This is a genomic window from Psychrobacter sp. MES7-P7E (genome assembly GCF_002863645.1).
GTDB lineage: Bacteria > Pseudomonadota > Gammaproteobacteria > Pseudomonadales > Moraxellaceae > Psychrobacter.
On sequence record NZ_PJBU01000104.1, the window covers coordinates 1 to 14,149 of the forward strand.

Consider the following 14,149-nt stretch of genomic DNA (forward strand, 5'->3'; position numbering starts at 1 on the left):
TTACAATCATACGCTTTATTGTTACTTTTCCTATCTTGGTTTTAGGTGGTTAACATTATTATACTTATGTCCAATGGCAGTTAAGGTAAACTTTTACTGTTTAAGCGGATAAATGAGCACTACTAAAAGATTAATAAACACGGCTCCCACATCTGCTGCACTATTCTTTAACTTGTTTGACTTTATGTTTTTCCATCTTATAGAGAGGATATTTTTATGAAGAAGTTATTAACCACGACAGTGATGGCCGCTTCGTTGTCAGCACTGACTTTAACTGGTTGTACCAGCACTACCAATTCTGGCGCAGTTGGTGTTGATCGTCAGCAGTTGCTATTAGTGTCTAGTGAGCAAGTATTGGCATTATCTGCCCAAAGCTATGCCAAAACAATACAAGACGCAAAATCAAAAGGTGTGTTAGATACCAATACCGCTCAGCTAAACCGCTTAAAAAATATTGCCAACCGACTAGTTGGTCAAGTTGGCGTCTACCGCGCAGATGCAGCCAAGTGGCAATGGGAAGTACACACTATCAAGTCTAACGATTTAAATGCATTTGTGGTGCCGGGTGGTAAGATTATGTTTTATTCAGGCATCATCGACCGTTTGAACCTTACTGATGATGAGATTGCTGCCATCATGGGTCATGAAATCTCTCATGCACTACGTGAGCATTCACGCGAGCGTCTATCACGCGAGTATGCAACCCAAACTGGTATTGGTCTGGCTGCTAGTATATTTGGCTTATCACAAGGACAGGCTGAGTTAGCTGGTACTGCGGGTAATTTAGGCTTGAGCCTACCCCACAGCCGCACTCAAGAAAGTGAAGCTGATCAGATCGGTCTTGAGCTGATGGCACGTGCAGGTTATAACCCTCAGGCGGCTGTTACGCTTTGGCAAAAAATGCAAAAAGCAAGCCAAGGTGAGCCACCACAATTCCTCAGCACTCACCCAACGAGCAGCAGCCGTATCGCAGAGTTACAGTCATTGATGCCAAAAGTTACGCCTCTATATCAACAGTCGCGCCGCTAATAAGTAGATAATTAGCTACTCCTACGCTTTAGCAGTGCGCATTTAGATATCATAGAAGCAAAGTACAGCCAAAGCGTTGTGCTTTGCTTTTTTAGTTATAGCCAGACATGGCAGGTTTTATAATTGACAAGCATTGTAGTTGATAAGCATTGTAATCGGCAGGGTTTGCAATTGATCGATTTGGCAATCGCACGCTATCCCGCTTATCGTGTCTGTTATAATGCCGATAAATATTATTTGCAGATTGCCCAATCAAATTGCACAAAATACATTGAAGGATTGTTATGAGTACCACACCTACGGCCGACGCACTTCATACTGAATTACAAGCGCTAGAACCGCAGCATATCGAACTGATCAATGAGTCGATGTCGCATGCTGGTTACTTTGAAGGTAAAGAAAGCCACTTTAAGCTCACTATCGTTAGCGATGCATTTGACGGCAAACGACTGGTCGGGCGTCATCAGCTGATATATGGCCTAGTCGCGCCTTTGCTCACTTCACAAGGCGGCCAAGTACATGCCCTCGCCATCCATGCCTATACTCCGACAGAATGGCAAGGTCAAAGCCCTGCGAGTCCATTATGTGCTGGTCAAAACAAATAGACGATTATGTTTGACTCGCAACTAACTATTCTAAATTAGCCTATATACTGCAGTTTTAGAGGGAGCAATATTCAATGAAACACCTACATATGCTGATGGCAGCGCTGACTGTTGCGCTATTTTTATATCAAAGCTACTTAGTACTCAGCGCAGACCGCCGCGCACCACGTGTGGTCAAAATAGCCACGCATATTATCTATGCCCTACTTATCTTGTCAGGTGCGATGATGCTAATGCAATTGATGGGTGCCAACGCTCCTGTCCAGTGGGTGTTTGCCAAAATCATTTTACTTATCGCTGCTATTAGCTCAAGTATCAAAGCGTTTAAGGTTGATGCGACACCTGTGCAAAGAAAAACAGGTATCCTTATCGCTGCCGTTGCTTATATCGGGATCGTCATACTTGCCTTTGCTAAGCCGGCAAACTTATTTTAATAAGCGACTTTCTGTTTTAATAAGCAAACGTTTTAGAAAGCTATCGTTATGTTGATGACATGATACGAAAATTTTTCATCATCGATGGATTTTCAATATCTTAATCACGCTATTTTTGCTATCTTAAATAGATATAAATACAATCACTTAGCCACTGGAGCCATTATGAAAACGTTTACGACAGCGACACTACTAGCTGGCATTTTTGCGCTCTCAGGCTGTGCCTCTACTGGTAACATCACCCCGCAATATGTACCGCCAAGTACTTATCAGAATTATAATTGCCAAGCACTTGGCCAAGAGTATACTCGTGTCAACCGCTATGTCGAAGCGGCACGCAATGAGCAGTCTACCCTATCGGCATCAGGCGTCGGTGTTGGTGTCTCTGCAGGACGCTGGGGTATCTCGCCGAATATCAGCTTTGGTCTAGGCAAGAGCAACAATACCAAAGCACGTGATGCAAAATTATCGCGTCTCTACGGTGAGCGTGATGCAATTGTCCAGTCGGCGCGCATTCAGCGTTGTAGCTTTGCCAATGGCATCAAGATTTATGGTGAGTAAAATTAAGCAAATGCAAAGCTATCTAAACGACTAAGATAGTGCCTGATACCGTAAAATAGTGTATGACACCATAAAATAGTACATGAAATAGAAAAAAAGCCAATATGCAGATCACATATTGGCTTTTTTATAATAGCTACGGTTTTTTGTAAGAAAACATGAGCGCTTAGATAGCTTGGAGAAAAAGTAATCTAGCCTGACTAATACTACGACTGTAAGCTTTGCACCCATTGGATGATTTGATGACTTGGTAACGCGCCTGATTGTCGCGCGACTTCTTTACCATTTCTAAAAGCAACCATCGTTGGCAAGCTGCGAATATTGTAAGGAGCGGCTGCCTGCTCGTATTTATCCGTTTGTACCTTAGCGAAGACTACTTGCGGTAATTGGCTAGCAGCGCTCTTGAACTCTGGCGCCATCATGATACAAGGCTGACACCAACTAGCCCAAAAATCCACGATAGTCAGCACATCATTTTTTTGAATAACCTTATTGGCTGTTTGCGCATTTAGCTCATGCGGACTAGCAGTCAATAATGGCTGACCACATTTACCGCATTTTGGCGCAGCGCTTAATCGTGCAGCAGGCACACGGTTGGTTGCTTGGCAATGTGGGCATACTAGATGAAAACTTTGCTCACTCATTATTTAATTCCTATTCTAATTATTTTGTTATTTCAAATACTGTTCATGAACCATTTTATATAAAAGCTAGTTACGTTGCTTGCTGTAGTTATAGCTGTAGTCGTTGCGTTGATTGATTACATAAATAATTTTAGCATAGTTAATTGGGCTTATCCTTTATGCCAGTTGCTGTGCCACACCGCTATACACATAGCTCATTGGTCGTGGACCAGGCAAATACGCTTCGCTCAACTCATCAATGACAAACCCACCTTCTCTGATAAGCGCCGGAATATCGCGATCTAAATGACACCCACCTGCTATAGGCTTCCAAAAAGGTGTCAATCGATGCTGCCAACGCTCAACAGAAAAATCTGGTGCCAGTCCGTGCTCACAAAATAGTAAGCGACCGCTAGGTTTTAGCACGCGCGCCATTTCTCGAAGCGCCGCCACTGGATCATCAATGCTACACAAGGTAAAAGTCATCACAATCGTATCAAATTGATCCGTATCAGCATGGATACCTTTTACATCGACGGCTATCACTTCAACCGGAATGCCAATGTCAGCTGCACGTTCACGAGCCAGCGACTGCATTTGAGCCGCTGGATCCACACCGATAATAGAAGAGACTTTATTAGCATCATAAAACTGCAAATTCAGACCGCTACCAATGCCAATCTCCAACACCTTACCGAGCGCTTGCGGAACAATTTTGGAACGTGCTTTCATGACATTGCCCGTACTACAGGCAATATCTATCATCTTTGGCAACACATAGCGCTCGTAAGGGTTCATTGCTCTCTCCAGTTATTGCATTATTTAATTTATCCACCAAGGACATTGATCGGAACTTTTAGATAGCGTGTACCATTATCTTCTGTTTCTGGAAAGCGTCCGGCATCGATATTGATTTGTACAGCAGGAATGATAAGGCGAGGCATATCTAAAGTCGCATCACGGCGCTCACGCATCTGCACAAACTCCGCTTCGTTTATACTGTCTTTGACATGGATGTTTTCTAGTTTTTGTGCGGCTACTGTCGTCGTTGGGCAGTGCTGACGACCTTTGCTCGGATAATCATGACACAGATACATGATGGTATCTTCAGGAAGTGCTAGCAGCTTCTGAATAGACTGATAAAGCGTTTTGGCATCGCCACCAGGGAAATCACAGCGCGCTGTACCGACATCAGGCGCAAACAACGTATCTCCAACGAATACCACTGTTTTTTCATCATCAGCGGCTAGATAGGCCATATCGGCACATGTATGACCAGGTACATACATCGCAGTGATAGTAATATTGCCAAGCTCTAAGGTCTCGCCTTCATCTGTTAAAATATCAAACTGGCTGGCATCAGTGCGGAAACTAGTGTCAAAATTAAAAATTTGCTTAAAGATTTTTTGTACTTCGGTGATATGCTGACCGATGACTAATTGTCCGCCAAGGCTTTCTTTTACATGGATGGCCGCTGATAAATGATCTGCATGCGCATGGGTCTCGATAATATACTTGAGCGTCCAATCCTGCTCACGTACAAACTCAATCACTTCATCGACACTGCTGGTATTGGTTCGGCCTGACTTAGCATCAAAGTTCAATACAGGATCGACAATGGCGCATAATTTTTGCTCAGTATCAGCAAGTACGTGGGTATAGGTTTCTGTATCGTTATCTAAAAAAGAATGAACTTGCATGGCGGCCTCTTCAATTATTTATACATAAGTTATTTATACATATTTTGGTTATAGGAATTTTTATCTTTAATTAACCCTTAAGTATGATATTCAGTCGTATATAATGCGTTCCTACGACTTATCTGATGCCACCAATATAACAACCACCATACAATTTATCAATTTATATAATGTAATTAATGATAACTTGCTATATGGCGTGATATCATTGATAATCAACTATATATTGTTCAAAACATCATGGTATCTGTTACCCTCTAATGTAAGGAATTTGTTCTGACTACTTCTATTTCAGCCGAAGGTACACCTACTCGCAGTACTACTGACGATGGGTCATCTGATACTGCAGATTTAGTACCTGCCGATCTTGCCAAGCAAATGCAGCAAGCATCGCTACAAGCCAGCCAACTACTAAAGTCGCTATCGCACCCTGATCGCCTACTTCTTCTCTGTCAATTGACCCAAGGTGAATATTGCGTCGGTGAGCTGGAGGATTTGGTCGGGGTTGGACAGCCGAGCTTATCGCAGCAATTGGGTATATTGCGCAAAGACGAGCTGGTCGCCACACGCCGCGAAGGTAAGCAAATTTACTATAGTATCGCAAGCGAGGATGCGCTAGCTGTACTCGATCTGCTGTATCAACGTTTTTGTGCCAAAGCAGAATAACGCCGCCCTCGCCTAATTATTTGTACTATCTACTGTGGTGATTGATATGTCCTCTATCGTCGCTCGTCTGATTCCAGCTTGGCTGCGTCAATACCAGCTCTCAGCGTTGCCGACTGATCTCGTCGCAGGCATAGTGGTGGGCGTGTTGGTCATACCGCAGAGCCTAGGTTACGCGGTGCTTGCAGGACTGCCGCCTGTCTATGGCCTATATGCAGCGATCGTACCTGTCCTCGTTTATGCGTGGCTCGGCTCTAGCAACGTGCAAGCCGTAGGTCCCGTTGCCATTACCGCCATCATGACAGCCAGTGGCCTACTGCCTTATGCTGAGCAAGGCACTGAACAGTATGCACTGATGGCCAGCCTATTGGCACTAATGGTAGGTGCACTGCTATGGATTGCAGGACGGTTAAAACTTGGCTGGATCATGCAGTTTATCAGTCGCGGTGTGTCCGCAGGGTTTGTAAGCGGTGCAGCGGTTCTTATATTTGTCAGTCAGCTCAAATATCTGACAGACATTCCGGTCACTGGCAATAGTTTGATTGGGTATCTATCTACCATGCAACGCTATGCCAGCCAGCTGCATCCATTGACCTTAGCTATCGGTATTACCGCATTTGCGCTATTGGTTGCCAATCGCTATGCAAGTGAATGGATATGGCAGACGTGGCTATCATCGTCGTATGCCAAATGGGCAGAGCGCTTATTCCCGCTTATTTTACTTGGCATCGCCATCGTACTCAGTATGGCACTGCATTGGAGCACATATGGTGTCGCGACCATCGGTCGTATTCCACAGGGGCTGCCGAGCTTTACGTTACCGCATATCTCAGACTTACAAGAAGCACTCAAACTCTTGCCCACAGCAGGATTGATGGCACTGATCGTATTTGTGTCGAGCAGTTCAGTTGCCAGTACCTATGCGCGCTTGCGTGGTGAGAGTTTTGATGCCAATCGTGAACTGACTGGGCTGGGTCTGGCCAACCTGTCTGGTGGACTGTTCCAAAGTTTTGCGGTTGCTGGTGGTTTTTCGCGTACGGCTATCAATGCCGACTCCGGCGCGAAGACACCACTTGCCAGTCTCGTCACCGTACTGGTAATGATTGCCGCGCTTATAGCCTTTAGCAATGTACTTGCCCCACTACCCTATGCACTACTGGGCGCAACTATCATGGCCTCTATCATTGGCCTGATAGATATTGCGACGTTGAAATCTGCATGGCAGCGTGATCGCTTAGATGGTGCTAGCTTTTTGGCCGCGTTCGTCGGTGTTCTGATATTTGGGCTAAACACGGGACTGGTCATTGGTCTAATGGTGTCATTCGCCAGTCTCATCTGGCAGTCGAGTAAGCCGCACGTGGCTATCGTTGGACAATTGGGCGGTACAGGACATTTTCGTAATATCAATCGCCATGACGTCGTAACTTTTAGCAATTTATTGATGTTGCGTATCGATGAGAGTTTGTTCTTTGGTAATAGTGAATCTGTACATCGACGCATCCTCAATGCCATGCAGCAATATCCCGATGCCAATGAAATCGTATTGATTATGGCCGCCGTCAACCATATAGATTTGACCGCTCAAGAAATGCTTTGTACCTTGAACCACGAATTGGCGTTACAGAATAAGCGCTTACATTTCAGCTTTATCAAAGGTCCTGTAATGGACATCATCGGTCACACCCCATTGATTAGCGAGCTATCAGGACAAGTCTATCTAAGCACCTTAGATGCTGTCGATGCGTTAAAGTAATCTATATTTTGACCACAACAAAGTTGCTGATACATTAATTTCGCTCAACCTCAATTACTATTGTCGCCTACAACACAATATCGCTATGATAGCGCCTGTGTTATGCTAGACGCACTAAATAAGTAATCAATTAACCTAGAAATCGGCCTAAAAAATGCTGATTTATAGTCTTTTGATATTCTTAGCCTAACCTTCAATAATAAATATACCTTAACAAATATAACTGAATCTATTTTATGACCGATGATTTAACGATTTATAAGCAAATATATCCAAGTCAATGCGTTAAGATTGCTGAGCTTGGTTATCGTTCAGTGCTTAATATTCGGCCAGATGCCGAGATTGAGACACAGCCTAATAGCTGCGATTTGGCAACGGCTACCGAACAGGCAAACCTAGCGTATCAGCATCTGCCGTTTGATGATGAGCGCTTAAGTATGCTGACGGTCGAGCAGTTTGCCGATTTCTATCACTCCATGCCCAAGCCTATATTAATGTTTTGTGGCACTGGTGCACGTGCCAAGCTACTATACCAAAGCGCATTGATGCAAGGTCTGTTATAACGATAACCGTCGCTCGAACTAACACGTTTTATAAACCCAACAACACCAATAAAAACAAGGAGCTCTTATGAGCCATGAAGTTAGCTTTACCGGACAAATCACGCCTGACCAAGTGCCTATGATTGCCGAAAATGGTTTCAAAACCATTATTAACAACCGTCCTGATGGTGAAGAGCCAAATCAGCCAACCAGTGCCGAAATCGAAGCAGCCGCCAAAGAAGCTGGTCTTGCTTATAAAGAGATTTCTTTTGCAGGTAATGAGCTAAATCAAACTCACGTTGAAACGTTTGCAGATTTCTTTAATCAAGCTGAGCAGCCAATGCTGATTTTTTGCCGCACGGGTAACCGCTCAAACGGTATCTATGAAGCAGCCAAGCAAATGGATTTACTAGACGACTAGTGCAGCATAAGTAGACTAGAAAGTTAGCGTATTTAGCCCACAGAATCTTGTGGGCTTTTTACTGTGCGTATCATTATGCTCAAAGTGTCATTAGCCACAAACAACTCAATCACTACCTAGTCACTGCCTAATCATTTCCCGATAGCTTCCAACAACCTCGACCAACCTCAATAGTCACGACAAGTGGGTTACTATACGAGCGTAATACCGCTATTATCATTTGATAGGCTTGATCTAGCTTAGTGGTTAAGACACCTCATTAGCTAGACGATTAAATACCTAAACACATGGATTGTGAGCAGCTGCCTGATGACAAGGTTGCCCCGCTGCTATTTACTTTCAAAAAGCCATCTTGATATGGCATTTTAGTTTTACAAGGAATGTTTGATGAATAATACCGCGCTAGCATTACTGCCACTAGCCCTTGCCTACATTATGTTCACTCTAGGAGCAGGGCTAAAACTGAGTGATTTTAAGGTCATTGCCAAATATCCGAAAGCGTTCTTTGTTGGCTTAATCAATCAAGTTGTGTTGGTACCGTTGGTTGCGCTAGCAGTCGTGTTAGTGACGGCTCCGCCACCAGCGATTGCTTTTGGGATTATGCTGATTAGTTTTTGTCCCGGTGGCGTCACTAGCAACATGTTGACCTACTATGCCAAAGGAAATGTCGCGCTCTCTATCGCGTTGACCGGTGTGGTCAGCATATTGTCGGTGATTACATTGCCCATTTTAATTACGTTGGCTTTTGATCATTTTATGAAAGATCAGGCGAACTCTATTAGCGCGATAAAGATTGGCTTAGTCATGTTCTTATTGACCACATTGCCAGTATCTCTTGGTATGCTTGCTCGCCACAAATTTACTGACTTTATGGTACGTCGTAGCAGCCTTCTAAACGGCTTGGCCAGCGTGTTTTTTGTACTAATTGTCTTTGCTGCTATTGCCTCTAACTGGCAACTACTACAATCACAGTTCACTCAAATTGGTTTAGAGCTGGTCTTTATCATTGCTATTTTATTTGCTATTAGCATCTTAATCTCTAGAGTCCTAAAGCTCAGCTGGTTTGATACCAAAACCATCTCAATAGAAACCAGTATCCAAAATAGTACGACGGCTATTACCTTAGCCCCTATCATCATGGGTGTGAGCACACTGCCAGTTATAGCACTGCCTGCTGCTTTGTACGGTGTGCTGATGTATGTCGTTGCGCTGCCTGTTATTTTCCTAATTAAAAACAAGAACTGATTGTAGTAAGTACGAGAAATAAAAAGCGCCCTTCTCAATAAGTGCTCGTCTAAATAAGCGCCCTTCCAAACATTGGAGGGGCGCTTTTTTTGTAATATGATTTAAATGATAAAAATATAGCTCGGGTTATAGACTGGTCAATACTCAAGATTGAGTACATAATAAAATGCTACTGTTATCGCTTAATAGGACTCTATGATGGAAAAACCGCTATTAATTATTGGGAATAAAAACTACTCATCTTGGTCGCTACGAGCGTGGCTATTGCTCAAAGCATTCAATGTTGATTTTGATGAGCAACTTATTGAGTTGTTTCATCCATCAGCACGTTCAACGCTCGAAGCACATTCGCCAACGGGTAAAGTACCTATTTTAGTCTATGGTGAAAAAGATAATAAAGTAACCGTTTGGGACACCTTAGCGATTGCGATGCATGTCAATGAGTACTTTACGGATATTGATATTTGGACAGGTATTGATAAATCTAACGCTGAAAAACGAAATAATAATCAAAGTAGAATAAATAGTGCCTATTGCCAAAGCATCGTGGCTGAGATGCATTCGGGATTGACAGGCATTCGTAATGAGATGCCGATGAATATACGAGCAACGGCTAAGATACAACCAAGTAGTGCTTGTTTGGCTGATATCGCTCGTATCGAAAACATCTACGCCGATTGTTTAAAAGGTCGCTCAGCAGACAGTTTCTTATTCGGAGATTTCACAGCATCCGATGTGTTTTTTGCTCCAGTGGTGCTGCGATTACAGACTTATGCTGATGCGTCTGATATTGCTTTGCAGCCACTGACCAAGCAGTATTGCCAAACTATGCTAAATCATCCACACATACAGGCGTGGCAACAATCAGCACTGACAGAAACTCGAATTATTGAAGAAGATGAAGCAGGAGAAATACTGTCTGTCGTTGGCGTATTGGCGAATAACCATTCATTTTAGGCATAAATAGTATCTTGCATAAAAAAACCACTTTAACTACGTTAAAGTGGTTTTTTCTTTCATGAGAAATAAAGCCTACAGGTACTACTGTTTTTGGTCTAACGCTTCTTTCACTGCTTTTTTACCCCATGCGCTCAAATCGAGATCCAACTTTTCATACTCTTGTGCATCAAATAAAGGCTCTTTAACCCCTGATCTTAACTGACTTGCAAAGTCGTCAAGTAGACGCTTAGCTCGCGGAAATAACATTATCAAGGCCAATAAGTTTGCTAGCGCTAGCACGCCCATCAACGGATCAGCGAAGAAGAACACTGCGGTTGCTGCAGGAGCCACTGCGCCCAAGAATAATACCGCAATCACCACAACTCGCAAAACTAGAGTCGCCATTTTGATATTCTTTTTGATCAAGAAATTAATGGCATTTTCACCCATATAATAGTTATACATAATAGAGCTTAGGGCAAATAGCAATATCGATATGGTGAGAATATACTGTGCCCAATCCCCAAGTTGGGTCGTTAGCGCCTGCTGTGCCAATACAATACCATCGACTTCAGCACCTGGTTGATACACGCCGCTCAGTAAAATCATAAATGCGGTGGCACTACATACGATTATCGTATCAATAAACACAGACAGTGACTGCGAGATACCTTGACTAACAGGATGAGTGGCGTAAGCGGTGGCGGCAATATTAGGCGCAGAACCTAGACCCGCTTCATTAGAGAATAAACCACGCTTCATACCTTGCTCAATTGCCACACCAATACCACCGCCCACGACAGACTCAATGCCAAAAGCATTTTTGACAATCATTACCATCAGTGCAGGCAGTTCTGTAAAGTTAAACGCAATAATAATAAGTGCCATACTGATATAGATTAATGCCATAACAGGAATGACAACGTCAGCTACTTTTGCAATGCGCTGAATACCGCCAAAGACAATAAATCCACCTGCAATCACCAGAACCAGACCCGTTATCCAGCGGTCAATCCCAAAGCTTTCAAGCGCTGAGCCTGCTACCGTGTTGCCCTGAAACGCCACAAACCCGATAGAAAAAGACAGTAGTAGCGAGATCGCATAAATGACAGCGAGCCAGCGATAGTCTTTACCTAACCCATGTAAAATATAGGTCGCAGGGCCACCGCGAAAGTTACCATCATTGTCTCTACGCTTGTAAAGCTGGGCTAAGCTACACTCGACAATGCTGGTCATCATGCCAATTAAGGCCACAACCCACATCCAGAATACCGCTCCCGGTCCTCCTAAAGAGATGGCAACAGCAACACCAGCAATGTTACCGCCGCCCACACGTCCACCGATAGAAACGAGCAACGCCTGACGGGCAGAGATTCCGTCGTCTCCTACTTCATCCGTTTTGAACACACGGAACATACGTTTAAAATATTTAAACTGAGCGAACCTACCTACGATGGTAAATAATAAACCAAAGATAATTAGCATAGGCACGAGCGCCCAGCCCCACGTTAGATCCCCGACTAGGGCAAAAAAAGCTTCAATGTATTCCATGCCTATTTTCCTTATAGTTCATGACGCTATGATAGGTTTTATTGCATACATTATTGCATCAACAACACGAGTTTGTAATGCAAATGTCGAATTTGTAACGTAAATACTGATATTTTCTGAGTGAAATCGCGTTATTTGTTTACTTAAGAGTCCATTTTCTAATTATCAGGATTTTTCTATATAGACGTATTTATGCGATAGCACAAAAAAACCACCTCAACCGAGGTGGCCTTTTATACTGAAACTAAACCGAATAACTTACTGCATGACCAAGTATTCAAACGCTGACAGTGCCGCTTTACTACCTTCACCCATCGCAATGTTAATCTGCTTAAATGGCACGGTGGTTACGTCACCACAAGCGAAGATACCTTTACGATCTGTACGGCAGCGCTCATCGATTTCGATCTCACCAAAGCGGTTTAGATCAACGAAGCCTTTGATGAATCCAGTGTTTGGTACTAAACCAATCTGTACAAACACCCCTGATAAATCACGCTCATGAGTCTCACCCGTGCTGCGATCTTGATAGACGATAGACGATACTTTGCCATCAGTCGCTTTGATCTCTTGTGTCGCTGCACCGGTAATGAACTCAATGTTGGTCTTCTCTTTCGCTTTGTTGATCAGTACTTGGTCAGCTTTTAACTCGTCAGCGAACTCGAGTACAGTAACGTGATTGACGATACCTGCCAAATCTAGTGCTGCTTCCACGCCTGAGTTACCACCGCCGATCACTGAGATGTCTTTACCTTTAAAGAATGGACCATCACAATGCGCACAGAAAGCCACACCTTTACCGATATTTTCTTCTTCACCCGGTACGCCAAGCTTTCTCCACTGAGCACCTGTCGCCAAGATAATACTACGAGTCTCGAACGTCTCACCAGTATTTAGATGGATACTGTAGTTCTCTTCTTCAGTCTCGCCGATTTCTTTAACGCTCACATGCTCTTTTAGCGTGATATTATATTCGGCCAAGTGCTTAACAAAGTTGGTCGATAAATCTGTACCATTGGTTAGCGGCACTGAAATCAAATTCTCAATGTCTTGCGTGTCTTTTACCTGTCCACCGATACGATCAGCGACCATTGTGACTTTTAAGCCTTTACGCGCTGTATAAATGGCTGCAGCCACACCTGCAGGGCCAGCACCGATGATAGTGACGTCTTGCTGCTCTAATTGCTCAGCATCGTCTTCTACTTCTGACAGTAAATCAGGGAACTGCTCTTGCAATTTTCCAATCAATTTAGCAGTGTCGATTAGACCATTAGCAAATGGCTTACCGTTTAAAAATACAGCTGGTACACCTTGGATTTTATTCGCTTCTACTTGCTCTTGAAACAATGCACCATCGATCATCTCGTTGCTGATACCATCGTTTAATAGCGCAAACTGGTTCAATGCCTGAACGACTTCTGGGCAGCTATGGCATGACAATGACACGTAGGTCTGGAACTGTAATGGCTTATTAAAGCGCTTAACTAACTTTTGGATACCTTCATCCAACTTTAGCGTATGACCACCCGCTTGCAAAATCGCCAAAATCAATGACGTAAACTCATGACCACCTGGGATACCGCTAAATACGATACCAGTATCGTTTGATTCGCCATCAATGTGACTGACTACTTTAAAACTAATCGCACTAGGCAAACTATCGTCAGTTGCTTCTGCATCGAAATTGATTTTGTCTGTCGTTCCAGCAATCTTGGTCAAAAAATCTACCAATTCTGCACGTTTCGCATGCGTACCATTACCCAATACAAAGGTAATTGGACGTGTCATGTTTTCGCTATAGCTCTTAACGGCATCTAATAAATTTTGATCTATCATGTTTGTTCCTCATTATGACTGAATATGTAACGGCAGCTGTCATGCTACGCGTCTAAATATGAAATAGTTGGTGTTGATAATTTTGTATAAAAGGTTATATATAGTGGGCTCTTGCCCTTTGATGTGTCTATTATCAAGCGTTTAGCGAGTTTCGGCAAGCTGAGAAACTCAAACTTTATGTTTTATAAAACTAATCGTTTATCGCTTTAAACAATTAAATACAAATACACAAACAAATGATAGTGAT

The 14,149-nt window shown here is 43.3% G+C and carries 15 protein-coding genes; 10 read left to right on the forward strand and 5 right to left on the reverse strand.

The annotated features are described in order from the left end of the window. Window positions 1–216 precede the first annotated feature (216 nt). The 4 genes from CXF62_RS09290 to CXF62_RS09305 all read left to right on the forward strand — a co-directional run bounded on the left by CXF62_RS09290 (window position 217) and on the right by CXF62_RS09305 (window position 2,629). Window positions 217–1,029 carry a M48 family metallopeptidase gene (locus CXF62_RS09290; protein WP_057761502.1) on the forward strand — a complete coding sequence of 271 codons (813 nt, stop codon included), beginning with the start codon at window positions 217–219 and terminating at the stop codon, window positions 1,027–1,029. Between the two features lie 284 nt (window positions 1,030–1,313). Then, window positions 1,314–1,634, forward strand: coding sequence for a BolA family protein (locus tag CXF62_RS09295; RefSeq protein WP_102094087.1), 321 nt, complete (start codon window positions 1,314–1,316; stop codon window positions 1,632–1,634). A 74-nt stretch (window positions 1,635–1,708) separates the two neighbouring features. After that, on the forward strand, window positions 1,709–2,068 hold the full coding sequence (locus CXF62_RS09300) for a SirB2 family protein (RefSeq protein WP_102094089.1): 360 nt from the start codon (window positions 1,709–1,711) through the stop codon (window positions 2,066–2,068). A 165-nt stretch (window positions 2,069–2,233) separates the two neighbouring features. Further along, window positions 2,234–2,629: a hypothetical protein gene (locus tag CXF62_RS09305; protein ID WP_102091853.1), complete on the forward strand. Its 396-nt coding sequence runs from the start codon at window positions 2,234–2,236 to the stop codon at window positions 2,627–2,629. Window positions 2,630–2,835: 206 nt separating this feature from the next. Here the strand turns inward: CXF62_RS09305 and trxC are convergent, their stop codons facing one another. The 3 genes from trxC to CXF62_RS09320 form a co-directional block, all read right to left on the reverse strand. Then, window positions 2,836–3,273 carry a thioredoxin TrxC gene (gene trxC, locus CXF62_RS09310; RefSeq protein ID WP_102091852.1) on the reverse strand — a complete coding sequence of 146 codons (438 nt, stop codon included), beginning with the start codon at window positions 3,271–3,273 and terminating at the stop codon, window positions 2,836–2,838. 156 nt (window positions 3,274–3,429) lie between these two features. Further along, a complete protein-coding gene (locus CXF62_RS09315; protein WP_102094090.1) occupies window positions 3,430–4,050 on the reverse strand; it encodes a class I SAM-dependent methyltransferase in 621 nt (206 codons plus the stop codon). A 29-nt stretch (window positions 4,051–4,079) separates the two neighbouring features. Further along, entirely contained in the window at window positions 4,080–4,952 is an 873-nt protein-coding gene (locus tag CXF62_RS09320; protein ID WP_102094092.1) for an MBL fold metallo-hydrolase, read from the reverse strand. Between the two features lie 378 nt (window positions 4,953–5,330). Here CXF62_RS09320 and CXF62_RS09325 point away from each other — a divergent pair, with 378 nt between their 5' ends. From CXF62_RS09325 to CXF62_RS09350, 6 genes are all read left to right on the forward strand, one after another. Next, a complete protein-coding gene (locus CXF62_RS09325) occupies window positions 5,331–5,618 on the forward strand; it encodes an ArsR/SmtB family transcription factor (RefSeq protein WP_057761516.1) in 288 nt (95 codons plus the stop codon). Window positions 5,619–5,664: 46 nt separating this feature from the next. Continuing rightward, the gene (locus CXF62_RS09330; protein ID WP_102094093.1) at window positions 5,665–7,368 is read left to right on the forward strand and encodes a SulP family inorganic anion transporter; all 1,704 of its coding nucleotides are present in this window, start codon (window positions 5,665–5,667) and stop codon (window positions 7,366–7,368) included. Window positions 7,369–7,604: 236 nt separating this feature from the next. Next, the gene (locus CXF62_RS09335) at window positions 7,605–7,931 is read left to right on the forward strand and encodes a protein tyrosine phosphatase family protein (protein WP_057761519.1); all 327 of its coding nucleotides are present in this window, start codon (window positions 7,605–7,607) and stop codon (window positions 7,929–7,931) included. Window positions 7,932–7,998: 67 nt separating this feature from the next. Then, a complete protein-coding gene (locus tag CXF62_RS09340; protein ID WP_057761521.1) occupies window positions 7,999–8,331 on the forward strand; it encodes a protein tyrosine phosphatase family protein in 333 nt (110 codons plus the stop codon). A 387-nt stretch (window positions 8,332–8,718) separates the two neighbouring features. Then, entirely contained in the window at window positions 8,719–9,576 is an 858-nt protein-coding gene (locus tag CXF62_RS09345) for a bile acid:sodium symporter family protein (protein WP_102078816.1), read from the forward strand. Window positions 9,577–9,774: 198 nt separating this feature from the next. Further along, window positions 9,775–10,533: a glutathione S-transferase family protein gene (locus CXF62_RS09350; protein WP_102094095.1), complete on the forward strand. Its 759-nt coding sequence runs from the start codon at window positions 9,775–9,777 to the stop codon at window positions 10,531–10,533. A gap of 84 nt (window positions 10,534–10,617) precedes the next feature. Here CXF62_RS09350 and CXF62_RS09355 read toward each other — a convergent pair whose 3' ends face one another. Both CXF62_RS09355 and ahpF read right to left on the reverse strand, forming a co-directional pair. Then, the gene (locus CXF62_RS09355) at window positions 10,618–12,066 is read right to left on the reverse strand and encodes an alanine/glycine:cation symporter family protein (RefSeq protein ID WP_102094096.1); all 1,449 of its coding nucleotides are present in this window, start codon (window positions 12,064–12,066) and stop codon (window positions 10,618–10,620) included. Window positions 12,067–12,324: 258 nt separating this feature from the next. Beyond that, window positions 12,325–13,902 (reverse strand): alkyl hydroperoxide reductase subunit F, encoded by a 1,578-nt coding sequence (gene ahpF, locus CXF62_RS09360; protein WP_102094098.1) that lies wholly within the window; start codon window positions 13,900–13,902, stop codon window positions 12,325–12,327. Between the last annotated feature and the right edge of the window lie 247 nt (window positions 13,903–14,149).